At 53.8% G+C, this 22,459-nt stretch carries 21 protein-coding genes and 1 other RNA gene; 13 read left to right on the top strand and 9 right to left on the bottom strand.

The window, feature by feature from the left end; all coding sequences use genetic code 11:
* Positions 1–15 precede the first annotated feature (15 nt).
* The 5 genes from K0H79_RS17580 (at position 16) to K0H79_RS17560 (ending at position 6,325) form a co-directional block, all read left to right on the top strand.
* Positions 16–2,073: a type IV pilus secretin PilQ gene (locus K0H79_RS17580; RefSeq protein WP_220078195.1), complete on the top strand. Its 2,058-nt coding sequence runs from the start codon at positions 16–18 to the stop codon at positions 2,071–2,073.
* A 210-nt stretch (positions 2,074–2,283) separates the two neighbouring features.
* A complete protein-coding gene (gene aroK, locus K0H79_RS17575) occupies positions 2,284–2,799 on the top strand; it encodes a shikimate kinase AroK (protein ID WP_220076684.1) in 516 nt (171 codons plus the stop codon).
* Between the two features lie 6 nt (positions 2,800–2,805).
* Positions 2,806–3,885, top strand: coding sequence for a 3-dehydroquinate synthase (gene aroB / locus K0H79_RS17570; RefSeq protein ID WP_220076683.1), 1,080 nt, complete (start codon positions 2,806–2,808; stop codon positions 3,883–3,885).
* 13 nt (positions 3,886–3,898) lie between these two features.
* Positions 3,899–5,431 (top strand): AAA family ATPase, encoded by a 1,533-nt coding sequence (locus tag K0H79_RS17565; RefSeq protein ID WP_220076682.1) that lies wholly within the window; start codon positions 3,899–3,901, stop codon positions 5,429–5,431.
* A gap of 51 nt (positions 5,432–5,482) precedes the next feature.
* Positions 5,483–6,325, top strand: coding sequence for a Dam family site-specific DNA-(adenine-N6)-methyltransferase (locus K0H79_RS17560; RefSeq protein WP_220065934.1), 843 nt, complete (start codon positions 5,483–5,485; stop codon positions 6,323–6,325).
* A 28-nt stretch (positions 6,326–6,353) separates the two neighbouring features.
* On the opposite strand, the gene K0H79_RS17555 is transcribed toward K0H79_RS17560, so the two are convergent.
* Both K0H79_RS17555 and K0H79_RS17550 read right to left on the bottom strand, forming a co-directional pair.
* The gene (locus tag K0H79_RS17555) at positions 6,354–6,536 is read right to left on the bottom strand and encodes a DUF2970 domain-containing protein (RefSeq protein WP_220065933.1); all 183 of its coding nucleotides are present in this window, start codon (positions 6,534–6,536) and stop codon (positions 6,354–6,356) included.
* A 12-nt stretch (positions 6,537–6,548) separates the two neighbouring features.
* Positions 6,549–6,896 carry a hypothetical protein gene (locus K0H79_RS17550; protein ID WP_220065932.1) on the bottom strand — a complete coding sequence of 116 codons (348 nt, stop codon included), beginning with the start codon at positions 6,894–6,896 and terminating at the stop codon, positions 6,549–6,551.
* Positions 6,897–7,127: 231 nt separating this feature from the next.
* On the opposite strand from K0H79_RS17550, the gene rpe reads away from it, so the two are divergent.
* From rpe to trpS, 3 genes are read left to right on the top strand one after another with little or no spacing between them, the layout of a single operon-like run.
* Positions 7,128–7,802, top strand: a complete 675-nt coding sequence (rpe, locus tag K0H79_RS17545; RefSeq protein WP_220078194.1) for a ribulose-phosphate 3-epimerase — start codon at positions 7,128–7,130, stop codon at positions 7,800–7,802.
* A 5-nt stretch (positions 7,803–7,807) separates the two neighbouring features.
* Positions 7,808–8,485 (top strand): phosphoglycolate phosphatase, encoded by a 678-nt coding sequence (locus tag K0H79_RS17540; protein WP_220078193.1) that lies wholly within the window; start codon positions 7,808–7,810, stop codon positions 8,483–8,485.
* A 12-nt stretch (positions 8,486–8,497) separates the two neighbouring features.
* Positions 8,498–9,496, top strand: coding sequence for a tryptophan--tRNA ligase (gene trpS / locus K0H79_RS17535; protein ID WP_220076681.1), 999 nt, complete (start codon positions 8,498–8,500; stop codon positions 9,494–9,496).
* Positions 9,497–9,549: 53 nt separating this feature from the next.
* On the opposite strand, the gene K0H79_RS17530 is transcribed toward trpS, so the two are convergent.
* Positions 9,550–10,440, bottom strand: a complete 891-nt coding sequence (locus K0H79_RS17530; protein ID WP_220076680.1) for a LysR substrate-binding domain-containing protein — start codon at positions 10,438–10,440, stop codon at positions 9,550–9,552.
* 125 nt (positions 10,441–10,565) lie between these two features.
* Here K0H79_RS17530 and K0H79_RS17525 point away from each other — a divergent pair, with 125 nt between their 5' ends.
* A complete protein-coding gene (locus K0H79_RS17525; RefSeq protein WP_220076679.1) occupies positions 10,566–11,438 on the top strand; it encodes a DMT family transporter in 873 nt (290 codons plus the stop codon).
* On the opposite strand, the gene K0H79_RS17520 is transcribed toward K0H79_RS17525, so the two are convergent.
* From K0H79_RS17520 to K0H79_RS17505, 4 genes are all read right to left on the bottom strand, one after another.
* Positions 11,428–11,994 (bottom strand): BON domain-containing protein, encoded by a 567-nt coding sequence (locus K0H79_RS17520; RefSeq protein WP_220065928.1) that lies wholly within the window; start codon positions 11,992–11,994, stop codon positions 11,428–11,430. The two genes, K0H79_RS17525 and K0H79_RS17520, sit on opposite strands and share 11 nt — an antisense overlap.
* The gene (locus K0H79_RS17515) at positions 11,991–12,584 is read right to left on the bottom strand and encodes a phosphoheptose isomerase (RefSeq protein ID WP_011761463.1); all 594 of its coding nucleotides are present in this window, start codon (positions 12,582–12,584) and stop codon (positions 11,991–11,993) included. Before K0H79_RS17515 ends, K0H79_RS17520 begins: the two co-directional genes overlap by 4 nt.
* 106 nt (positions 12,585–12,690) lie before the next feature.
* Positions 12,691–13,017, bottom strand: a complete 327-nt coding sequence (locus K0H79_RS17510) for a YraN family protein (RefSeq protein ID WP_220065927.1) — start codon at positions 13,015–13,017, stop codon at positions 12,691–12,693.
* Positions 13,014–14,843 carry a penicillin-binding protein activator gene (locus tag K0H79_RS17505; protein ID WP_220076678.1) on the bottom strand — a complete coding sequence of 610 codons (1,830 nt, stop codon included), beginning with the start codon at positions 14,841–14,843 and terminating at the stop codon, positions 13,014–13,016. The genes K0H79_RS17510 and K0H79_RS17505 overlap by 4 nt, the downstream gene beginning before the upstream one ends.
* An 88-nt stretch (positions 14,844–14,931) precedes the next feature.
* On the opposite strand from K0H79_RS17505, the gene rsmI reads away from it, so the two are divergent.
* On the top strand, positions 14,932–15,777 hold the full coding sequence (gene rsmI, locus K0H79_RS17500; RefSeq protein WP_220076677.1) for a 16S rRNA (cytidine(1402)-2'-O)-methyltransferase: 846 nt from the start codon (positions 14,932–14,934) through the stop codon (positions 15,775–15,777).
* A 65-nt stretch (positions 15,778–15,842) separates the two neighbouring features.
* An RNA gene (gene rnpB / locus K0H79_RS17495) (RNase P RNA component class A) lies at positions 15,843–16,200 on the top strand.
* 97 nt (positions 16,201–16,297) lie between these two features.
* On the opposite strand, the gene K0H79_RS17490 is transcribed toward rnpB, so the two are convergent.
* Together K0H79_RS17490 and K0H79_RS17485 are read right to left on the bottom strand one after the other, a co-directional pair.
* Positions 16,298–17,938 carry a hypothetical protein gene (locus K0H79_RS17490; RefSeq protein WP_220076676.1) on the bottom strand — a complete coding sequence of 547 codons (1,641 nt, stop codon included), beginning with the start codon at positions 17,936–17,938 and terminating at the stop codon, positions 16,298–16,300.
* A gap of 153 nt (positions 17,939–18,091) precedes the next feature.
* Positions 18,092–19,312 carry a threonine/serine exporter ThrE family protein gene (locus K0H79_RS17485; protein WP_041410642.1) on the bottom strand — a complete coding sequence of 407 codons (1,221 nt, stop codon included), beginning with the start codon at positions 19,310–19,312 and terminating at the stop codon, positions 18,092–18,094.
* Positions 19,313–19,459: 147 nt separating this feature from the next.
* Between K0H79_RS17485 and K0H79_RS17480 the strand changes: the two genes are divergently transcribed.
* Both K0H79_RS17480 and K0H79_RS17475 read left to right on the top strand, forming a co-directional pair.
* Positions 19,460–19,864 carry an MAPEG family protein gene (locus K0H79_RS17480; protein WP_220076675.1) on the top strand — a complete coding sequence of 135 codons (405 nt, stop codon included), beginning with the start codon at positions 19,460–19,462 and terminating at the stop codon, positions 19,862–19,864.
* Between the two features lie 144 nt (positions 19,865–20,008).
* The gene (locus K0H79_RS17475; RefSeq protein ID WP_220076674.1) at positions 20,009–22,426 is read left to right on the top strand and encodes a YgiQ family radical SAM protein; all 2,418 of its coding nucleotides are present in this window, start codon (positions 20,009–20,011) and stop codon (positions 22,424–22,426) included.
* The last annotated feature ends 33 nt before the right edge of the window (positions 22,427–22,459 follow it).

Here is a 22,459-nt window from a genome sequence, read left to right as displayed (position 1 = left end):
AAGGATGAGGGAATGATGGAATCTTCTGCCGCGTTCATAACACGCACCAACAAGCCGGGGTTGGCTAAAGCCTTGGTAGGTATTGCGTTGTTTTTCGGTGTAACCACCGCAGCCGTAGCGGCCAATCGGCTGGTCGATGTTAAATATCACTCGGTGATAGATAGCCAATTGGAACTCGAGTTGGTGTTTGAAAACCCCATTGCTGAGCCTGAGATCAATCTCAATGCGACACCGGCTCAAATACAGCTGTCATTTGATGACAGCATTTCCGGGCTGGCGACAAACGCCCTGCCAGTTAACCGTGGTGGCGTCACTGAGGTTAATACTCAGCAACAAGACTCGGATTTAGTGGTAGGCGTGAATCTGTCCAAGGTTCTTCCTTACCAAGGTGCTGTGGTTGGCAACAGCTATCGACTAACGGTAAATGATGCAGTCGTTTCTGAGACCACTGATACCAAATCGTCATCCAGTGCTTACGTTAACAACATAAAAAATATCGATTTTCGTCGAAACGGGAAAGGCGGCGGAGAGCTTATTGTTCAGCTGAATAACACCAAGGTTGCGGCAAATGTTGAACAGATTGGTGCCAAGTTAGAGGTGAAGTTTTTTAACACAGACATACCAAAAGATATGTTGTATGTCATGGATGTGCAGGACTTTGCTACTCCGGTAAAGAGTTTTGAAACCTTTAAGGAAGACTTGGTTACCCGTATTCAGGTTGATATTGGCGGTGAGTACGAATACAACTACGTTCAGGAAGCCAGCCAGTTCAAACTGTCTATGAACAAGGTCGTACGTCAGGCATCTGTGAAGCAGGAAAAGAAATATAACGGCAAGACCTTGTCGCTTAATTTCCAAAACATTTCTGTACGCACCGTGCTGCAATTAATTGCCGACTACAACAACTTTAACCTGGTTACCAGTGATTCGGTTCAGGGCGACATTACGCTGGTGTTGGATGACGTCCCATGGGACCAGGCACTCGATTTAATTTTGAAAACCAAAGGGTTGGATAAGCGCATCGAAGGCAATATCCTGATGGTTGCGCCTGCGGAAGAGCTTGCAGTTCGTGAGAGTATGGAGCTGCGTAACCAACAGGAAGTGCAGGAGCTGGCGCCACTCTATTCTGAGTACATGCAAATCAACTATGCCAAAGCCACTGGCATTGCAGAGCTGCTTAAGAGCGAAGGTTCAAGTCTGCTTAGTGATAGAGGCAGTGTTGCGGTAGATGAGCGCACCAACACCTTGTTGGTTAAAGATACTGCTGAAACTCTTGCCAACGTGCAGCGCATGATAGAAGTGCTTGATATCCCGATTCGCCAGGTACTGATTGAATCCCGTATGGTGACCGTGAAAGATAACGTTGCGGAAGATCTGGGTATACGCTGGGGTATCACAGATCAGCAAGGCACCAAGGGGACCTCTGGTTCACTCGAAGGCGCTGAAAGTATTGCTGGCGGTGTCATTCCGGCCATCAGCGACCGTTTGAATGTTAATTTGCCTGCTCCCACCAATGCCGCCAGTATAGCTTTCCACGTTGCAAAACTTGCCGATGGCACAGTATTGGATATGGAGCTGAGTGCGTTGGAGCAGGAAAACAAGGGTGAAATTATTGCGAGCCCTCGTATTACCACCTCTAACCAAAAAGCTGCGTACATTGAGCAGGGTGTTGAAATTCCCTATGTATCCTCAGCTTCGAGTGGCGCTACTACTGTAAGCTTTAAAAAGGCAGTGCTGTCTTTGCGGGTAACCCCTCAAATCACGCCTGATAACCGTGTGATTTTGGACTTAGAGATCACGCAGGATAGTCAGGGTGAAACCGTGGATACCCCCACAGGTCGCGCCGTGGCAATTGATACTCAGCGTATCGGCACCCAGGTGCTGGTGGATAATGGCGAGACTATAGTACTGGGTGGTATTTACCAGCAAAATCTCATCAGCCGTGTCAGCAAGGTACCTGTGTTAGGTGATATTCCCCTGGTTGGTTTCCTGTTCCGCAATACGTCAGATAAAAATGAACGGCAGGAACTGCTTATCTTCGTGACGCCTAAAATTGTGACAGAAAAAATCTGATCTTCAGACAGTAAAAGGGCCGGGATAACCGGCCCTTTTGTTTTCTGCTCTGGTAGCTTTTCTTGGTTTTGGTCTTCTACCGACTTGCCTTCCCCACCTTTCTACTGAGATAATCCCCGGTCAAGTCTCTTTAGAGCAAGGTACTGAGATCGCCACCCTGTTTGGGATGGCATAGGTAGACACTTCATAAACGATTCAGACGTATAAGAAATGGCTGAAAAACGAAATATTTTTCTGGTAGGCCCTATGGGCGCGGGCAAGAGCACCATAGGCCGTCATCTGGCTCAAATGCTGCACTTGGAATTCCATGACTCTGACCAAGAAATTGAAAGCCGCACAGGGGCTGATATTGCTTGGGTATTTGATGTTGAAGGTGAAGAAGGTTTCCGTCGTCGTGAGGCGCAGGTGATAGCCGACTTAACCGAAAAGCAGGGTATTGTGCTGGCAACCGGTGGTGGTTCAGTACAAAGCAAAGATATACGTAACTATCTGTCCGCAAGAGGGATTGTGGTATATCTCGAGACAACCATAGACAAGCAGGTTGCTCGTACCCAAAGAGACAAGCGTCGTCCGCTGTTGCAGGTCGATGATCCTCGCTCGGTGCTTGAGACACTGGCCGAGAGCCGTAATCCACTCTACGAAGAAATCGCTGATGTGATTGTCAAAACCGATGAGCAAAGTGCCAAGGTTGTTGCCAATCAAATCATCGAACAGCTGGGATTCTGACACACCATGAAGCAAATTCAGGTTGATTTGGCAAATCGAAGTTATCTGATCCACATTGGCCCGAATTTGTTTGAAGATCAGGCGCTATTTGCGCCTGTGGTGAGTGGCAAAAAAGTACTCGTTGTCAGCAACGAAACGATTGCCCCCCTCTATCTCGAAAAGATCAGTGCCACCCTGTCCGCTCACGCGGCTCAGGTGGCTTCTGTGATCCTGCCTGACGGTGAGCAATACAAAACACTCGATTATCTCAATCAGATTTTTGACGCGCTGCTTGAGGGAAATTTTGCCCGTGATTGTGTTCTGGTTGCACTCGGTGGTGGTGTGATTGGTGATATGACGGGGTTTGCTGCGGCCTCTTATCAACGCGGTGTTGATTTTATTCAAATTCCTACCACGCTGCTATCCCAGGTCGACTCCTCTGTTGGCGGTAAAACTGCTGTGAACCATCCTTTGGGTAAAAACATGATAGGTGCCTTCTATCAACCCAAATTGGTGGTAATTGATATTAATTGCCTGAAAACCCTGCCAGCCAGAGAGTTTGCCGCCGGTATGGCCGAGGTGATCAAGTACGGCATTATTCGTGACAGTGAACTCTTTACCTGGTTGGAACAAAACGTTTCGGCGCTTAAAGCACTGGATCAGGATGCCATTATCCATGTTATTGCCCGCTGCTGTGAAATCAAAGCCGAGGTAGTATCAGAAGATGAAACAGAGCAGGGTGTTCGCGCTTTGCTCAATCTGGGACACACCTTTGGTCATGCCATTGAAGCCGAGATGGGCTATGGCAATTGGCTACACGGCGAGGCCGTTGCCGCTGGCATGGTCCTTGCTGCACAAACTTCGGTAACACTGGGGCTAATCGATAAGTCAATTCTTTGTCGAATTACGGCACTTATTCAGGCATTCGATTTGCCCGTCCAGGCTCCGGAGTCCATGGACTTTAATAGCTTTATTAAGCATATGCGGCGAGATAAAAAGGTATTGGGCGGCCAACTAAGGTTGGTTTTGCCTTTGGGCATTGGCGTAGCTGAAGTCAGCAGCCAGGCCACTGATGCCGAGCTGGCAGAGGTCATTCGCCGCCCCTGATATCGGGTGCAACATGACATTTATTCCTCCTTCAGTACTGCTTCCCTCCCAAGAGGCCCTGCTGCTTAGAATGCAGCATGTTGCTTGCTATAGCCAGCAATTGGTGGTTATTCAGGGTATTGAAGGCGCAGGTAAGTCCACCTTGCTAACGGCATTGGTGAGTGAACTCGAAGACTATAACTCGGCGCTGGTCGTGTGCCCCATGCATGCCGATGCCGCCGAAATCCGTCGCAAAATCCTCATCCAGTTACTCGCCGACCCCCTGTTTGATGACGAAGAGCCGCTGGGTAACACGCTTCACCGGTTATCAAAACGTCTAACCAAGCCTCTTCATATATTGGTAGATGATGCACATCATCTACCGCTGGAGCTTTGGGCAGAATGTCTGCTGCTGACCAGGCAGCAATGCGCCGGCCGTCCCATTGCCATTACATTAGCGTCAACACCTGAGGTTGCCAGGCATATATACGGTCAGCTAACCGCCTTACAACGCGAGTTGATGCTGCCAATTGACATTGCTCCATTCGAACTCGCTGAACGTGAAGCGCTCTACTACACCCTGATAAGCCGAACCGAAGCCGTCCCTTATGTGCCCCGTGATATCGTTAAATCACAGCTGGAACAGCAAAAGGGATGGCCGGGAGAGGTGGTTGCCCTGCTGGATAGAGCCCTGCGGCCTGAAGAGCAAAAGCGACCGGATAGAAAGCGTCTATGGCGCACGGTAGGTGCAGCCATGCTGACCGCCAGTGTTTCTTTGGGGATTTGGTATCTGATCCAGAGTCATCCAGGCTATGCACCTGAGGCCGAGCCCCATGAATATCGCGAAACCGGATTATTGGCCCCTTGGGGCAAGATACAGCTGGCCGGCTATTTTGCCGCAAGAGCAGCCGCATTTGATGACATGCGCCTGGCTGCAGAAAAAACACAGGCCGCTCAAGAAGCGCAGCGGCTGGCCGATGAGGCCGCACTTGATGAAGCCAGACGTTTAGCCGAAGTGCACACTGCAGATACGATGCATTCTGATACCGCTGCCCTCAAGCCTGGCGAAGCGGCAGAGGGAGAGAAGACTGGGATAAATAAGCCAGCGGCTACAAGTCCTGAGAACGAATCAACACAATCGCCCGAGCCCTCAGTTTCAGAGATTGCCACATCCCAGGAGACTGACGCAGCCACCCAAGCGTCAACAAATAAGCAAGTACTTGCCGGGCATGATGACTCGGCTTTTTCGGCCGAAACCTGGTACCAAAGGTCGATTCAGAAATTGCCTGTCTCAGGCTTTACCTTACAACTGGCCACGGTTAGCAAGCGGGAGTCTGCTGCCACTATATTTCGGCGTATGGCGTCCGAGCCTGAACTCAGATTGGTGCACTACAAAGACAAGCTGGTGATACTGCAAGGGAACTATACCAGTGAGGTGGAGGCAAACGACCAAGCCAGGCTGGTGATGGAGCGTTACGGCGGAGGCAAACCCTGGGTTCGCGCGTGGAAAGATTTAACCTCTTATCGACCACTCGATTCGGCATCCGGCGGTGAAATTTCAAATTAAACAAAGTACAATCAGGGGCTTCTTTATCTCTTCCGGCGGCATCTCCCAATCATGACCATGAAACAAAGGGCCTTTCTAAAATGGGCCGGTGGTAAATTCAAGCTGATGGACGACCTGCGTCGCCATTTGCCTGAAGGAAAACGCCTGGTTGAACCCTTTGTTGGCGCAGGTTCGGTGTTTCTCAATACTCAATACGATGCCTATCTGCTGTGCGATATCAATCAGGATTTGATTGGGCTCTATAAGATAGTCAAGGCGCAGCCCGACGAGTATATTCGGGCCGCCAGGGCGCTCTTTTGTGATGAGATGAATGCCAAAGACGCCTATTACGATATTCGTAGTCGCTTCAATAAATCCAAAGATCCCTTTAGTCGTGCCGTCTATTTTCTGTACCTGAACCGTCATGGTTTCAATGGTTTGTGCCGTTACAACCGCAAGGGTGAATTTAACGTTCCTTTTGGTTCTTATAAGAAGCCCTATTTTCCCGAGCAGGAAATCCGTGCCTTTTCTATCAAGGCGCAGCGAGCCGAGTTTCGCTGTATCAGCTACGAGCAGGCGTTTGAGCTTGCAACCAGCGGCGATGTGATTTATTGCGACCCGCCCTATGCGCCCTTGTCGACTACTGCAAGCTTTACCACCTATGTGGGAGCGGGCTTTACTTTGGACGATCAGGCGCTGCTGGCCCGTCACTCACGTCATATAGCTGTAGAGCGTGGCATACCCGTGCTCATCAGTAATCACGATATCCCACTGACCCGCGGTTTATACCTGGGCGCCAAACTGGAAACGGTTAAGGTGCAGCGCAATATCAGCCAAAAAGGCAGTGGGCGAAATAAAGTGGATGAACTAATGGCGCTCTATGATGAAACCTTCCATCTGGAAGCGCTGGATTGATACCAGGTTTGGCTGGAGCCGCCCTTTATCAACTCAATACCAGATTCACTACCCAGATAAGGCCCAAAACCATACAGGCTGCCAATAATAAGCCCATCAGAATGTAGGGTATGGGTGACTTGCCGCTGAAATCCTGTTGTCGATTGGCTTCAGACTGAACCCCAAAAAAAGCGGCCAGGGTGCTGCTCAATATTTTCAGGAATCCGGTCATTGTAGCCCGGGCTTAACGTTGGTTGGCCGCTGGGCTTTCCGCTGGCTGGCTGTTATGGCCGTGCAGCAGTTCGAGTAAATCGAGGAAGTGGAACTGTGTCGTGCGGCTGCTACCTGTGAGCCAGGATTTCCAGCTGAGATCCTGTGATTGGGTGGCACAGCGATTGTTGGGGTGGCTGGCCGGTAAGCTGTTGTTGTAGCTTGTATTTGGGCTGCACACACAGGCTGATGCACTCTGATCGCCTGCATCTGACTGGAAAATCAAACCAGCAACCACCACAGACACTGTCGTGGATAACACCATGACGGCCTTCAGGTTAGCTAAGCGACGTGGCGCTTGTTGCGGATTCGTGGTTCCCATCGTCATTTCCTTTGAGAGAGACGTTAAAGCCATTGGTCAGGTCCAGCTTGGTTGTCGATTATAACAAAAGCGCACGCTTTTTGAACAAGTTTCTTTCAATTGATACCGCCAAGGGCAGTGAATCGTCCCGTTTGGTGTGTTGGAGCCCATAAAATCGACAGAAAGTGCGGAAAAAAATAGTGAAATCGGATAAAATACGCGCCCTCTCAACCCATGCCCGAGACTCTGAATATGCGTCCTTACCTGATTGCTCCTTCGATTTTGTCTGCCGATTTCGCCCGTTTGGGTGACGATGTCAAAGCTGTGCTCGATGCCGGTGCCGATGTGGTTCACTTCGACGTAATGGACAACCACTATGTGCCAAACCTGACCATTGGACCCATGGTGTGTAAAGCGCTGCGTGACTTTGGCATTACCGCCGACATCGACGTGCATCTGATGGTAAAGCCTGTGGACCGCATTATTCCGGATTTCGCCAAGGCGGGCGCGTCCATCATCACCTTCCACCCAGAAGCCTCTGAGCACGTCGACCGTACTCTGCAGCTCATTCGTGATCATGGCTGCAAGGCCGGTTTGGTGTTTAACCCCGCCACGCCGCTGCATTACCTCGATTATGTGATGGATAAGCTGGATGTGATCCTGCTGATGTCGGTGAATCCTGGCTTTGGGGGCCAGTCTTTTATTCCGGCGACTCTCGATAAGCTGAAGCAGGTTCGTGAGCGTATCGATGCCAGTGGCTACGACATTCGCCTCGAAGTGGATGGCGGCGTGAAAGAAGACAACATCGCAGAAATCGCTGCGGCCGGTGCCGACATGTTTGTGGCTGGCAGTGCCATTTTTGGCAAACCCGATTACAAGGCGGTCGTTGACCGTATGCGTGCCGAGCTGGCCAAGGTAGCCGGCTGATGGCTCTGGTGAATCGTATCCGTGCCATCGCCTTTGATTTGGATGGCACCTTGGTTGACAGCGTGCCGGATCTCGCCGCGGCCACCAATGACACTCTCCGCGAGCTGAATTTACCACAGTGCACCGAAGCCGATGTGCGGACCTGGGTGGGTAACGGTGCCAGAGTCCTAATGGCCCGAGCCCTGACCCATGCGCTCGGACGTGATGTGACAGGTTCCATGCTGGACGATGCCATGCCGCTCTTTATGCGTCATTACGAGCGTCATCTGGAGTGTCACAGCCGTCTTTATGACGGGGTTATCGAAACGCTCAACGAGCTTTCTGCCATGGGGATCCGCATGGCTATCGTTACCAACAAACCCCACAGGTTTACCCTGCCATTGCTCAGGGCGTTCGGTATTGATGGCCATTTTGAACTGGTGCTTGGTGGTGATTCGCTGGAACGAATGAAACCCGATCCCCTGCCGTTGACTCACATTTTAGATAGCTGGCAGCTCGGCCGTGACGAACTCTTGATGGTGGGCGACAGCCGCAACGACATACTGGCCGCCAAAGCGGCTGGAATTGCATCCTTTGGCTTGACCTATGGATACAACTACGGTGAAGATATTGGGCTTTCTGGCCCAAACGCCGTATGTAACACCTTTGCAGATATTTTGACTCGCCTGACGGCGACACACTAACGGAGTAAGTACATGACTAAACCCATCGTTCTCAGCGGCGCGCAGCCATCAGGCGAGTTGACCATAGGCAACTACATGGGTGCTCTGCGTCAGTGGGTGGCGATGCAGGACAGTCATGATTGTCTCTATTGTGTGGTGGATTTGCATGCCATTACCGTGCGTCAGGACCCCAAGGCCCTGCGTGAGGCTTGCCTTGACACTCTGGCGCTGTATCTGGCCTGTGGTGTTGACCCGAAAAAGAGCACTGTGTTTATCCAGTCTCAGGTGCCGCAGCATACTCAGCTGGGCTGGGTGCTCAATTGCTACACCCAGATGGGTGAGCTGTCGCGCATGACCCAGTTTAAAGACAAGTCACAAAAACATGCCAACAATATCAACGTTGGCCTGTTTGGCTACCCTGTGCTGATGGCAGCAGACATTCTGATCTATCAGGCCAATCAGATTCCCGTTGGTCAGGATCAGAAACAGCACCTTGAGCTGACCCGCGATATCGCTATTCGCTTCAACAACGCCTACGGCGATACCTTTACCGTGCCAGAGCCTTTTATCCCACCTGTGGGTGCCAAGGTGATGTCACTGCAGGAGCCGACCAAGAAGATGTCCAAGTCAGATGACAATCGCAATAACGTGATTGGTCTGCTGGAAGATCCCAAAGCGGTAATGAAAAAGCTCAAGAAGGCCATGACCGACAGTGATGAGCCGCCAGTGGTACGTTTCGATGTAGACAACAAACCCGGCGTGTCCAACCTGCTGAGTCTGATGTCTGGTGTAACAGGCCAGAGCATCGCTTCGCTCGAAGCCGATTTCGAAGGCAAGATGTACGGCCATCTCAAAGTCGCCTGTGGCGAAGCCGTGGTTGGCATGCTGGAGCCGCTGCAGGAGCGCTATCGTCAATTCCGCGAAGACAGGGCATACCTGGATACCGTTATGCGTGACGGCGCCGAGAAGGCCCAGGCGCGCGCCGAAGTAACCCTGAAACAGGTCTACGAAAAAATCGGCCTCTTGGTATAACGCCAATCGACTTAGCTAAAAAATCAGCCCAAGTGGCTGATTTTTTATGTCTGCTATCCAGTTGTGGCGGCTTGTTGCTGGATCCATTCGGCAAAGGCGGCCATGGCAGGCTCCTTCAGGCGTCGCTCCCGGCAACAGAAATGGAAACCAAACCCGGTTTCCAGTGCCGGCCAGGGCAGCGCCAACAGCTTTCCAGCGGCGATGTCGCCTTCGACAATGAAATCTGATGCCAGAGCGATTCCCTGACCGGCAATGGCAGCCTCAATCGCCAGCAGCACATGGCTGTAGCTCTGTAACTGTGCCTGGGTCAGCGTTTGCGCCTGAGACCTGGCCCAGCGCGCCCAATCCGGTCCTACATCTGCTTCGTCAACCGAAAGCAGCGGCAGGCTGTCGAGTCGCAGCGGCATGACCAGCGCTTCGCCAAGGGCATTGACCAGTGCCGGACTGCATACGGGGATCAGCCGCTCCGGCCTGAGCAGTATTTGCCAAAACCCACGTTGATGCTGCTCACCGCAGATAAACATATCCGCCACCTGATCCGACAGCGGTGGGTCACCGCTGACCATCTCGAGGTGAATCTTGATGCCTGGATGCTGACGGCGAAAGTCACCCAGTCTCGGGATCAACCACTTCACGGCGAAGGAGCTGTACACCGCCAGCCGCAGCTCCCGGCTTTCAGCGTCATTCAACTGACGACAAAGGCTGTCCAGACCATCCAGAGCCGACTGCACCGCCAAAAACAGCTGTTCGCCCTTGGGGGTCAGCGTCAGTTCCCTGCCGCGGCGGGAAAACAGGCTTTGCCCCAGATGTTGTTCCAATGCCCTGACCTGATGTGAAACGGCGCTTTGGGTCAGGCACAACTCTTCGGCAGCCCGGGAAAAGTGCAGATGACGGGCCGCAGCTTCAAAAACCTGCAGTGCACGAAGCGGAGGAAGTTTACGCATCAGAAATGGCTTAACAGAGATGATTAAGCATGAATCTAATTCATGATTAATAAAAAAACATCATTTTTCTTAGTTAGTTGTGGGCTATATCATGCGCTCAGTTTCATGAGCTGAGGTGATTAAAGGTGCAAAGAGCTGTACTGGCCGGGTTGTTGTTGTTGCTGGTAGGTAACGTTTTCAGCGCCCTGTACGATGTGTCTGTGAAGTGGTTGCCCGAGGATGCCAACGCCGGCAGCTTTTTACTGCTCAGACAACTAACCTCCAGCCTGATGCTGTTGCCATTGTGGTGGCTTGCGGGCCGCCCTCATACGCAACACTTACAAATCCACCTTTGGCGCGCCACTGTTGGTGTTGTTGGCGCGCTTTTTTTAATTCTGGGGCTGATGGCTTTGCCTCTGGCAACCGTCAGTTCGCTGTTCTATTCCGCGCCCCTCATCATCATGCTGTTGGGCTGGTGGCTGCTGGGTGAGCGCGTCAGTACAGGTCAGTGGCTGTGTGCCATCCTGGGATTTGGCGGAATTCTGCTTATTCTGGCACCCACCCAAATTGGCTGGTCAGGACTGATGGTGCTTGGTGCTGCCGTCACTTTCTCGCTGTGTCAGTTGCTGCTTCGAAAGCTGTCCGCCACCGAAAGTCCTGTGGTGACCATATTGCTCTATAACCTGCTGGGCTTACCGATTGCGCTGATTTTTGCCGCCTTCAATAACTTTGCCGGATTCAGCTGGGCATTACTTGGCGTGGCGCTGGCGAGTAACCTGTTTTTAATGGCATATCACTGGTTTTGTGTGCTGGCCTACCGCAGAGCGAGAGCGGCGGATATTGCCATTGGCGAATACAGCGGCCTCTTGTTTATCGTGGCGCTGGGATGGTGGTGGTTCGATGAGTGGCCGGGTGAGCACGTGTGGTGGGGAGCCGCGTTGGTGGTGCTGCCATCGCTGATTTCACCACTGATAGCCCGCCTGTGGCAGGCCATCAGTGACGTTGAGGTTATTCGATGAGCTCGAAAACCTTAATGACTTTACGCACGCCGGCTGTGTTGCGGGCGACTTCAACCGCCAGCTCAGCCTGAGAGCGCGGGATCAGTCCCAGCAGAAAGACTTCACCGTTTTCGGTGACCACCTTGACCCGGGTGATATCCAGAGTCTTCTCATTGAGCATCCGCCCCTTCACCTTGGTGGTTATCCAGGTGTCGTTGCTGCGGGTGGTGAATGAGGTGGGATTGCCGATGCGGATTTGGTTGTGGATCTTACCGCCGAGCTTGAGATCCTGCACCACTTTCACCGCTTTATCCCTCAGGGTGGAATTGGGCGCCTGGCCAATCATCAGCACGTTGCCATTCATGACCACGGCGGTGATATTGGTTTTGGCTTTCAGTTCCTCATCTTTCATCAGGGCACTGGAAATCACAAAGTCGGCGTTGGTGTCGTCCAATTGCGTGGAGATAGAGCGCTCGTCATTGGCCATCACGGCGCCACCGACGGCGCCTACCATCACGGCGCCGGCGCAGCCGGTCAGTGTGATACAGGCAAGTGCGGTCAGCAGCAGTCGTATCATGCGTTTTCGTCCTGAGGGAACAGGGTGCGGTCGATGTTGTCGCACAGGCAGTGGATCACCAGCAGGTGCACTTCCTGAATACGGGCTGTCACATTCGATGGAACCCGAATTTCCACGTCGCTGGCACCCAGAAGTCCCGCCATGGCACCACCGTCTTTCCCGGTCAGGGCGACTATGGTCATGTCGCGGCTCAGGGCGGCTTCCATGGCTTTAATCACGTTTGATGAGTTACCGCTGGTGGAGATGGCCAGCAGTATGTCGCCGGGTTGGCCCAGGGCAAGGATCTGCTTGGAAAACACCTCATCGTAGCTGTAGTCGTTGGCGATGGCCGTGAGCGTCGAGGAGTCCGTGGTCAGCGCGATGGCCGGCAGTGGTGGGCGCTCAACTTCGTAGCGGTTCAGCAGCTCGGCTGAAAAGTGCTGGGCATCACCGGCACTGCCGCCGTTACCGCAGGCGAGGATCTTATTGCCACCCAAAAGGCAGGCCACCATCATCTCAGCCGCCTTGGCGATAGAATCCGGCAGGGCTTCTGCGGCATCGATCTTGGTCTGAATCGACTCGGTAAAGCTGTCTTTGATACGTTCTAACATGGTGGATCCTTACAAAATAAACTACCGCTATCATGCCACAAAGCGGCGCGCGAGTAGAGGGCAGGGGGCTAAATTGTTGTTCATGGATATGGCAGGTGGCTTGGTATCAAAATGCATCTTTAATCCATTCCAACTTATCCCCTGTAATGGCCACCATATCGAACCTGCAGGGGGCGTCGATGCGATGGCACTGGAGGTAATGGGTAGCTGCGCGCCTGAGTCTTTGCTGCTGTGCGGGAGATAACGCCTGCACAGCGTCGCCAAAGCCTTTTGGGGTACGGAATTTGACTTCCACAAACACGTACACCCGCCCTTCCCGCATCACCAAATCAATCTCACCAAAGGGATAACGCACATTGCGCGCCTCAAGCCTCAGCCCTTGGGCGCACAGGTGCTTCATTGCTCTTTCTTCGGCGAGCTGACCCGGGTTCACAGTGGCCTCAGTACACCGCGCTGAATTTTACCCCAGGATAGCTGACGCTTGATGAGTCCGTCGTGGGTCACCGACAGCACGCCGCCACGTCCCTGGAACTGGAAACCCGGGAAGGCGCGCATTTGCGCCAGTTTGCCCACCAGTTCCAGCGCATCCCAGCCCATGATAAACAGGCGTTTCTGGCCGTTGTTCCAGGTTGGCCATAACTCATTGATATCCCTTGATTCATTACTCAACTGCATCAACCAGGGAATGTCACTGACCATGACATTGTTGAATTCCTGCGGCACCTGACGGGCGTTGTCCTGGGGTCTGGCGCGGCTTGAAGTGTACATGGGTACAGGATCGGCAAATACCGAAAAGCTCACATCGATAAAGGGTTTGAGCAGCTGTATCTCCTGCGGGCTGGCAATCATATAAATGGCATCCACGTCTTCGCGGGAGCGGAACTCGGCCTCGAGCTTGCGACCGAGGATCTCTTTCATGCGCGCAATACGGGCCTCACTGTCCAGTACGCCCAGGGCGCGCTGCACGGTGAGCTTCATTTCATTGCCCTGCTCGAAATAATGGACTTCGGCCATGTCTCCGGTTTGTTTGTGCCAGGTTTGGTTAAAGGCTTCGGCCATTCGGCGGCCGGTGGCGTCGGCGCTGGCGAGTAGCAGCGGCTTTTCTACGCCATCACGATAGAGGCGTTCGGCAGCATCGCTGGCTTCTTCAGATGGCGACAGGGAAAAATAGAACTTATCGACATTGGCCTGGTAGGTGCCAATCTGGTTGAGATACAGCTGAGGCACAGAGGGCCCTTGTGGCTTTGGCAAGGCCTCGATGGCTTCGATGCTGCTTTGCAGCAGAGGGCCGATAATAAATTCTGCCCCCTCAGCGAGCGCCTGCTGATAAGCTGCAACGGCATTGGCGCCGCTGTCGTAAAAACTCACCTTGGTGTTGCTGTCATCTGCGGCCAGATAGCCTGCCAGTATGCCTTGCTTGATGGCGTAGCCGGCGGAAGCCGCGCTGCCGGACAGGGGCAAGAGCACGGCAATGTGGCGCGCCAGATAAGGTTTGGCGTTGAGGGCGCGGTCCAAATCTGACGGTAAACGGTTGGCGGCCGGATGGAATGGATTTTCCCGCTGCCAGTCTCCCAGAAAACGCACCAGGGTTTGTGGGTCAACGGCGTAGTGTTTGGCGATAAAGGCCAGCTGCAGCCAACCCTTGTAAATTGGCGATGTGGCTTCCTGCATAAAGGTTTCAATGGTCTCTTCATGCATGGGTGCCAGAATACCCCACAGGCGATCGTTCACTTCGGCCGCTTCGGTGGCATTGAGGTACTTGCCCAGCTCGGCCAGTTCTCGCACCTCGTCCATGGGCTGCTTTTTCAGGCGGAAAAGCTGCGCCCGCAGCTGATGATAAGACACCCACTGCCAATCCGGCAGTTTCCAATGACTGGGATAAACCAGGGTTTTCAGCGCCGCAGCGGCATCACCGGATTGTTCCAGTGTCCGGGCGGTCAGGTATTTGAATTCGGCCTGGATTTCCGTGTCCTGCGCCAGATTGACTCTTATGGCGCCAAGCAGTTGCGCTGCCCCCTGGGGATTGGATTCATTCAGCAAGGCGTGGGCGGCCAGCAATTGGTAGCGGCTGCGGGATGAGGCATCCTTTGCCGAATCGGCCAGCGCCAGATATTGGCTGGACGACAGCTCGGCCTTTACCAAAGAAACGGGTCCCTGTGGCTGGCTGACATCTGTCCCTGGCGTGCCTGCGCAACCTGCCAATAACGACAGAAACAACGCAACACCTGCTAATTTCAATTGATTCCGGCTTTTCAACACTTGGCTTCACTCTGGTAATATGCTGAGCTCAGTTTAACCTTCTCCGGCCCGGGGTTAAAGCCTTGGCCATCATACTCCAGAGGTAATTATGTCCCTGCCCCCAGCGCTTTATATTGTTCCGACCCCCATAGGCAACCTGGGAGACATGAGCCCGAGGGCCGTTGAAATCCTCCAATCCGTGAGTTTGATAGCCTGTGAAGATACCCGCCATTCGGGTCGACTCTTCAGCCATTTTGGTATCAGCACTCGCACCACGTCGGTGCACGATCACAACGAGCGTGCCCGTGCCCAGTGGATTATTGAGAAGTTGAGCCAGGGCGATGCCGTGGCGCTGGTGAGTGATGCTGGCACGCCGCTGATATCCGACCCCGGCTATCATCTGGTGTCCCAGGTGCGTGAAGCCGGATTTGCCGTTATCCCTCTGCCAGGCCCCTGCGCTGCCATTACTGCGCTCAGTGCTTCTGGCCTGCCCTCCGACCGCTTCTCGTTTGAGGGCTTCCTGCCGGCCAAAGACAAGGGCCGCAACGATAAGCTGACCGCGCTGAGGGAAGATCCGCGCACCCTGATTTTTTACGAGTCACCCCACCGTATTCTGCAAACACTCGAAGCCATAGTGGCGGTGTTGGGTGCCGACCGACCGATGGTGATGGCGCGGGAGCTGACCAAGACCTTCGAAACCTTTTTGAGCGGAACCGCGGCCGAGGTATTGGCCAGGGTCAAGAGTGATGACAACCAGCAAAAAGGTGAGATGGTGCTGATGTGTCACGGCTTTGTGGCCGAAGAAACTGAAGAGGCCATTCCGGCCAAGGCGATGGAAACACTGGCGCTGCTGGCCACTGAATTGCCACTGAAAAAGGCCGCCGCCATGGCCGCACAAATTCACGATTTGAAGAAAAATGCCCTCTACAAAGCGGGTCTGGATGCCGGATTGTAACATCTGAACCAAGGGGGAGGTCGAAAGCCCTTGGTGAGCCGGGATGCTTGGGCTATAATCCGCGCCGAGTCGACTGGGCAGTCGCTGCGCTCGCAAGAGCGGGGAGGAAAGTCCGGGCTCCATAGAGCAGGGTGCCAGATAACGTCTGGGCGGCGTAAGCCGACGACAAGTGCAACAGAGAACAGACCGCCTGCCTTCGGGCCGGTAAGGGTGAAACGGTGCGGTAAGAGCGCACCGCGCGACTGGCAACAGTTCGTGGCAAGGTAAACTCCACCCGGAGCAAGATCAAATAGGGTTCCTTACGGCGTGGCTCGCGTTGGAACCGGGTAGATTGCTTGAGCCTGCGAGCGATTGCAGGCCTAGAGGAATGGCTGCCACTCCTTTCGGGGAGAACAGAACCCGGCTTACAGGTCGGCTCACTCTTTCAGCAAAAAGGCCGCTTTCGAGCGGCCTTTTTGTTTTTTAAATCAAAACATTATTTTGCAGGTGCTGCCTTCCTCTATCAGTGGCAGCAGCATCCCTAAAAGTGATTCTTTACCAGGAATCGCCACTCCCAACTGTCCACATGCTCGCCACTGCCAAAAGGCACCGTCAGGTCAATGTGGGCGATATTGCCGTAGCTTGAACGGGATGAATAGATTCGGGCCCCAATACCAATAGAGGCTATGGGAGCCCGGGTTTCATTCAGCTCAGCCTCGGGGCCGCCAAACGCTTGTCCTACATCGATAAACGCTGCCCAACCCAGTTCTGCCAGCTGATAGAGGTTGATATTGGGGTAGTTGCGGATTTCGGCGCTTAGCAGCCAGTGATGATCCCCATGCTGGTAGTCATTCGGATAACCCCTGAGCCCGGTTTCGTCGCCCAGAGCAATGGTGATATCCCCGTAGGTGTTGTCGGAGGTGCCGAGCACGGCCTTGCCATAGGCAGTCCATTTGGGATTAATCTGATAAAAGTACTCGGCAATGCCCTGCAGCTGATAATTGTCTTTTTGCGTGGTGTTTAAGGTGGCTCTACCTTTGAGCCATAACAGCAGCAGGCTGTCTTCGCTGGCAAAACCACGGGACGAGGCCATGCTCAAATGCACACCCGGTACATCCCCATCTGTGTCCTGAACCTCCAGCCCCGCAGTGAAATAATGCTGCCAGCCCAGGTTAAAGTCTTCGTTGTAGTTGATGAGATGGATGTTTCTTAAAACCCGATAATCATCCTGAATGTACTGCCAACCTATCCAGGGATAGAGAAAGTCCCTGTCCTTTGGCAGTTCGGCGCTGGGTGAAAACACACTTGGTTCAAAGCTGTGCTTATCTTGGGTGACGCCAATTATCCACCGGGTCAGGTGGTCACTGTTTTTGTCTGAAAGCCAGCCGTAACGCAGGTTAACGTAATCCACATTATGGGCGAATGTATTCACTTCTACCCCGTTTTGTCGCAGGGTATCGGTACGCTTATCGTGCAGCACTTCTGCCGAATACATCAGCTTACCATCCAACGTGTAGAAGGGGCGGTCGAAATACAGGTAAGCGGCTTCCCCATCGCTGTTGTCATAAAAGTCGGCGGCCAGTCTGCCATGGGGCACTATGGTGAGCGGTATATCAAACGCAACCTTGTAGCCGGTTCTGTCGCGCTCGGATTGATATTTAAGGCGGGTTTTTATCCCAGTCCCCAGGAGGTTGTCTTCTTTGATGCCAAATGAATATTTGGTGTCGCCGCCGTTATGACTGGCGCTGACCGTAGGCAGCAATGACCAGTTGTCCCAGGTTTCGACCACCACGTCTCTGTGGCCATTCGCTTCGTCGGCGTCCGGGTCTTTTTCGGCAAACTTGATGGTGGCATCCCGCAGGTACGGCTCGGCACGCAACAGGCGCTGCGCTTCATCCAGGTCTTTTTGCGTGACGGCATCGGTTTCTTTAAAGCTGAGCAGGCTTTTTACCGTGGACTCCCGGGTGTTGATGTGCAGGAAGTTGGCCCAGCGGTGAATAAAAAAGGTGTCAGGATCTGACTCATCAAAAATGGGATGGCTGATAACCAGGATTTTGCCCACATCGGCGCTGCCTGTACCATCGGCAGCCGCTTCCGGGGCCGTCTCGGCCAGCGCACTGAAGGCAAGGGGCAGGGCCAACAACAACACGCCTTTCAGTCGAAGCTCTGTCGCCATTTTCATCCCCCCTGCTGCTGTGGTCTCTACATTTTATTAACACCACAAGAGTGGGGATAGTCAAGGCAAGGTACGAAAAAACTTAAATTTTTACTTAAGCTTAAGTGCAACTATGGATGGATAAAGGGGCCAACGACATTTGCCATCAACCCCTATTTTTCAGAGGGTTCTGCGAGGTGGCACTGCCACGTTGGCAAAGATGAGGCCCGCAATAAGCGACATAAAAATCAGGAAAATCTGTGACCCCAGATGCGCCTGGTTCAGCATGGTTTCACCTGAGATAAGCACGTTCAATCCGATGTAGGTTTTACTGCCGGGTACCAGGATAACTATGCCCTGCAGCAGCGCAATGGAGGCCGGTGCTTTCATCCAACGGGCAAAGAGATTGGAGTATATACCTACAGCAAAGGCACCGATAAAAATACCTATGCTGTCGCCAAGGTAGATACCGCCGGCCATGGCCGAAAAGAAGGCCACAATCCCAGCCAGTACGCCCCAGGGAGCATCCTTCATACGGGCTTTAAAGATGATCACCAGCGCCATGGACAGAATGGGTACCGCTGACCAAATGGCCAGCCGGGGCACCGGCTGAGACTCCATATAAATGGCCTCGCCAAACAGGGCCTTGCCCACAACCAGCCCGAGAATGGCACCAAAATACAACTTAAACAGCAGCATGACCGCATCCATGATGCGCATGGTGCCTGACATGAGGTCACGGGCGGCGAGCTCAGCCAATCCCAACGTCAGGGCAAGGCCGGGAATAAAGATAATGATCCCCGATAGAATCACCACTGGAATATTGATGCCCGGATCGTATTGGCTGATAAAGGTGGCGCCCAGGGCGCAGACGATGGCAGCCAGCGGCTCCAGCATCTCCGCCATCCGTTTGGAGCGCTCGGCCCGGTACACCAGCGCATAGACTATCAGCCCAAGCAAACCAGACCAGAGCACATCGTTCCAACCCGAGCCCATCAGCATGGCAAAGGCGGCCGCCGACGAGCCGAACGCCAGCAGGGTGAGCAGTGGGCCATAGGGGTTGGGTTTATTGATAATTTCTTCCAGGCGGTCCATGGCGTCCTGCAGAGTGCGCTTGCCGCTGATCAGTTCATCCACCAGTTCGTCGGTGCGGGCGAGGGAGCCCAAATCCAGCTCACCGGGTTTTACCCGGGCGACGTGGTTATATTCCTGATCGGCATCGTGTTGCAGTACGAAGGTCATGGAGGTGGGGGAAATCAGGAAATACCCCTCGATACCCAACATTCTGGATACATTTTGCAAGTGGGTTTCGAGTCGGTAGGCCGGCGTGCCAAACTTGTGCAGAGCCTTTCCCAACTTAATGATAAACCTGCGCTTTTCAATAAATTCTGCGTTGTCCACGCCTAGTATGTCCACCCTGTAGGTTAGTCGGCCTGCCCGCGATTGCACGGGCGCGCGGATCATACCCCAAGTTGCAACCGGGGGGTTAACCGGATTTAATGACATTTCAAAGAATAATGCCAATCCAACAACCTTTCGGAGACAAATATGCCACTACCGGTTACAGCCTTATATTTAAGCTTATCCGCACTCTTGATGCTGGTGTTTGCCTGGGGCGTGGTGCGGCTGCGGCGCAGTGAAAAAATCGGTTTGGGTGCCGGGCACAGTAAGGCCCTTGAAGTGGCAATTCGGGTACACGGCAATTTTCTGGAATACGCACCCATGGTGCTCCTCCTGCTGGCCTGTGCCGAACTCAATGGACTCTCGCCCCTGTATCTGCATGTGCTCGGCGCAAGCTGGTTGATTGCGAGGATACTCCATGGCATTGGCCTGACTCAGGGCCGAGGCGGTTACCATGCGGGGCGCTTCTACGGCACGCTTCTAACCTGGATTCTGGTGCTGGTACTGGCACTGATAAACCTGGCGCAATGGGGCTTTGGTCCGGGGTGGTAATGTCGCCATAACATCCGACGAAAAAACTCGGTCTTTGGTTGTTTTTTAGTCACACTTAAGGGCGGAGTCCTGTTATACTCCGCGCCCTTGAAACGGCGTCATCCGGGGATGATGCCAGAGTGATTGAGTCGTCAGGTTAGTGTGATGCGCGTTGAAGCCACCCTTTTCAGTTATCCCAGATTCTGGGCCGAGTGCTACGGCACTGCCCCCTTCCTGCCCATGTCCCGGGCCGAGATGGACCAGCTTGGCTGGGACAGCTGTGACATCATCATAGTCACGGGCGATGCCTATGTGGACCACCCCAGCTTTGGCATGGCGGTGATTGGCCGTATGTTGGAAGCGCAGGGATTCCGTGTGGGCATTATTTCCCAGCCCGATTGGTCCAGCAAAGACGACTTCATGAAGCTGGGTAAGCCCAACCTCTTTTACGGGGTGACGGCAGGCAACATGGACTCGATGATTAACCGCTATACTGCCGATCGCAAACTGCGCCACGACGACGCCTATACTCCTGGTAACGTGGGTGGCAAGCGCCCCGACCGCGCCGTTACCGTATACACCCAACGCTGCAAAGAAGCCTTTAAAGACGTCCCCGTGGTGATTGGTGGCATCGAGGCCAGTCTTCGCCGCATCGCTCACTACGACTATTGGTCTGATAAGGTGCGTCGCAGCGTGATATTCGACGCCAAGGCCGACATCCTGGTATACGGCAATGCCGAGCGACCACTGGCCGAAATTGCCCACCGTCTGGCTGGCGGTGAAGCGGCATCCCAGCTGACCGATATTCGTGGTACCGCCATTATCAGCAAGACGCCCATGCCCGGCTGGCGCGGCATGGACTCCCGCAAAATCGACCAGCTGCATAAAATCGACCCCATCCCCAACCCTTATGGTGCCGACGATGTGGGCTGTCAGAATTTATCCGGCCCCACCGAAGCCAAGGTGTTTAACGACGAGACTGCGCCGGATGGTGTGCGAGTGGCCAAGCCCATCAGTATCCAGCCGCCCAAGCCGCGCCCATGGGAGCAGACCTATGTGCTCCTGCCCGCCTTCGAGCGGGTGAGCGAAGACAGATACCTGTACGCCCACGCCTCGCGTATTCTGCATCAGGAGCAAAACCCCGGTTGTGCCCGTGCCCTGTTTCAGCCCCACGGCGATCGCGGTATCTGGGTGAATCCACCGGCCTGGCCCCTGTCTACCGAAGAGATGGATGCGGTGTTCGACCTGCCTTACCAGCGGGTACCGCACCCCGTGTATGGCAAGGAAAAAATCCCTGCCTACGACATGATTAAGACTTCTATCAATATCATGCGGGGCTGCTTTGGTGGCTGTTCATTCTGCTCCATTACCGAGCACGAAGGGCGTATTATCCAGAGCCGTTCGCAGGAGTCTATTGTCAAGGAAATCAAGGATATTCAGGCCAAGGTGCCTGGCTTTACCGGTGTGATTTCCGATCTCGGCGGCCCGACGGCCAACATGTACCGATTGGGCTGTAAGAGTGAGAAGGCCGAGAAGACCTGTCGCCGCCTGTCCTGTGTATTCCCCAGTATCTGTGGCCATTTGGATACTGACCATCAGCACACCATCGACCTGTACCGCGCCGCCCGTGACGTGCCCGGTATCAAGAAGGTGCTGATTGCCTCCGGCGTGCGCTATGACCTTGCCATCGAAGATCCCCGTTATGTGAAGGAGCTGGCCAAGCACCACGTGGGTGGCTACCTGAAGATTGCCCCTGAGCATACCGAAGAAGGGCCGCTGTCGAAGATGATGAAACCCGGCATGGGCACCTACGACAAGTTCAAGGAGCTGTTCGACCAGTACTCGAAAGAGGCGGGCAAGGAGCAGTACCTGATCCCTTACTTTATTTCGGCCCACCCGGGCACCACGGATGAAGACATGGTGAATCTGGCGCTCTGGCTTAAGGAGCGTAAGTTCAAGCTGGATCAGGTGCAGAACTTCTATCCGTCACCCATGGCCAATGCCACCACCATCTATCACACCGAGCTGAACTCGCTGAAAAACGTCAAGCACAGCAGTGAAGAAGTGCCGGTACCGAAAAAGGGCCGCCAGCGCCGCCTGCACAAGGCGCTGCTGCGTTACCACGACAGCGCCGGTTGGCCGCTTATTCGTGAGGCCCTGATCGCCATGGGCAAGGAGCACCTGATTGGCACCGGTACCCAGCATCTGGTACCGCCGGAAGGCCGCGCCGAGCAGCGGGCCGGTAAGGGCAACAGTACCAAGGGTAACAGTGCCAAGGGCGGTAAGCCAAAGGCCGAAAAGGGTCAGCAGGCCTTTACCCGCTTCAGCGCCAATCAGTTTGACGACCGTAAAGGCCCGGCTGAAAAAGCCTCAGGTGCCAAAGCCAATGGTGCCACTAAAGCCAAGCCTCAGGGTAAAGGTGGTGCAGGCACTACTCCTGCTAAAAGTGGCGCAAATAAAAATGGCCCGGCTAAAAATGGTCCGAATAAAGGCAAAGACGGCAATCAGCGCCCCGGTGCCAAACCGATATTTGGCAAGCCCAAGCCTGCCGGACAAGGCCAAAGCCGCAAGCCGAACAAATAAGCTTGGTTCATAAAAACGAAGCTTGAGTCTTAA

The organism is Shewanella sp. FJAT-52076 (assembly GCF_019457455.1).
Taxonomy (GTDB): Bacteria; Pseudomonadota; Gammaproteobacteria; order Enterobacterales; family Shewanellaceae; genus Shewanella; species Shewanella zhangzhouensis.
This window is presented reverse-complemented; position numbering and strand designations above follow the sequence as displayed.

What these genes read in the sequence shown, in the direction of transcription:
- K0H79_RS17580 (WP_220078195.1), top strand. Translation starts at nt 16, where the DNA reads ATGGAATCTTCTGCCGCGTTCATAACACGCACCAACAAGCCGGGGTTG.
- aroK (WP_220076684.1), top strand. Translation starts at nt 2,284, where the DNA reads ATGGCTGAAAAACGAAATATTTTTCTGGTAGGCCCTATGGGCGCGGGC.
- aroB (WP_220076683.1), top strand. Translation starts at nt 2,806, where the DNA reads ATGAAGCAAATTCAGGTTGATTTGGCAAATCGAAGTTATCTGATCCAC.
- K0H79_RS17565 (WP_220076682.1), top strand. Translation starts at nt 3,899, where the DNA reads ATGACATTTATTCCTCCTTCAGTACTGCTTCCCTCCCAAGAGGCCCTG.
- K0H79_RS17560 (WP_220065934.1), top strand. Translation starts at nt 5,483, where the DNA reads ATGACCATGAAACAAAGGGCCTTTCTAAAATGGGCCGGTGGTAAATTC.
- K0H79_RS17555 (WP_220065933.1), bottom strand. Translation starts at nt 6,536, where the DNA reads ATGACCGGATTCCTGAAAATATTGAGCAGCACCCTGGCCGCTTTTTTT.
- K0H79_RS17550 (WP_220065932.1), bottom strand. Translation starts at nt 6,896, where the DNA reads ATGGGAACCACGAATCCGCAACAAGCGCCACGTCGCTTAGCTAACCTG.
- rpe (WP_220078194.1), top strand. Translation starts at nt 7,128, where the DNA reads ATGCGTCCTTACCTGATTGCTCCTTCGATTTTGTCTGCCGATTTCGCC.
- trpS (WP_220076681.1), top strand. Translation starts at nt 8,498, where the DNA reads ATGACTAAACCCATCGTTCTCAGCGGCGCGCAGCCATCAGGCGAGTTG.
- K0H79_RS17530 (WP_220076680.1), bottom strand. Translation starts at nt 10,440, where the DNA reads ATGCGTAAACTTCCTCCGCTTCGTGCACTGCAGGTTTTTGAAGCTGCG.
- K0H79_RS17520 (WP_220065928.1), bottom strand. Translation starts at nt 11,994, where the DNA reads ATGATACGACTGCTGCTGACCGCACTTGCCTGTATCACACTGACCGGC.
- K0H79_RS17515 (WP_011761463.1), bottom strand. Translation starts at nt 12,584, where the DNA reads ATGTTAGAACGTATCAAAGACAGCTTTACCGAGTCGATTCAGACCAAG.
- rsmI (WP_220076677.1), top strand. Translation starts at nt 14,932, where the DNA reads ATGTCCCTGCCCCCAGCGCTTTATATTGTTCCGACCCCCATAGGCAAC.
- K0H79_RS17490 (WP_220076676.1), bottom strand. Translation starts at nt 17,938, where the DNA reads ATGAAAATGGCGACAGAGCTTCGACTGAAAGGCGTGTTGTTGTTGGCC.
- K0H79_RS17480 (WP_220076675.1), top strand. Translation starts at nt 19,460, where the DNA reads ATGCCACTACCGGTTACAGCCTTATATTTAAGCTTATCCGCACTCTTG.
- K0H79_RS17475 (WP_220076674.1), top strand. Translation starts at nt 20,009, where the DNA reads ATGCGCGTTGAAGCCACCCTTTTCAGTTATCCCAGATTCTGGGCCGAG.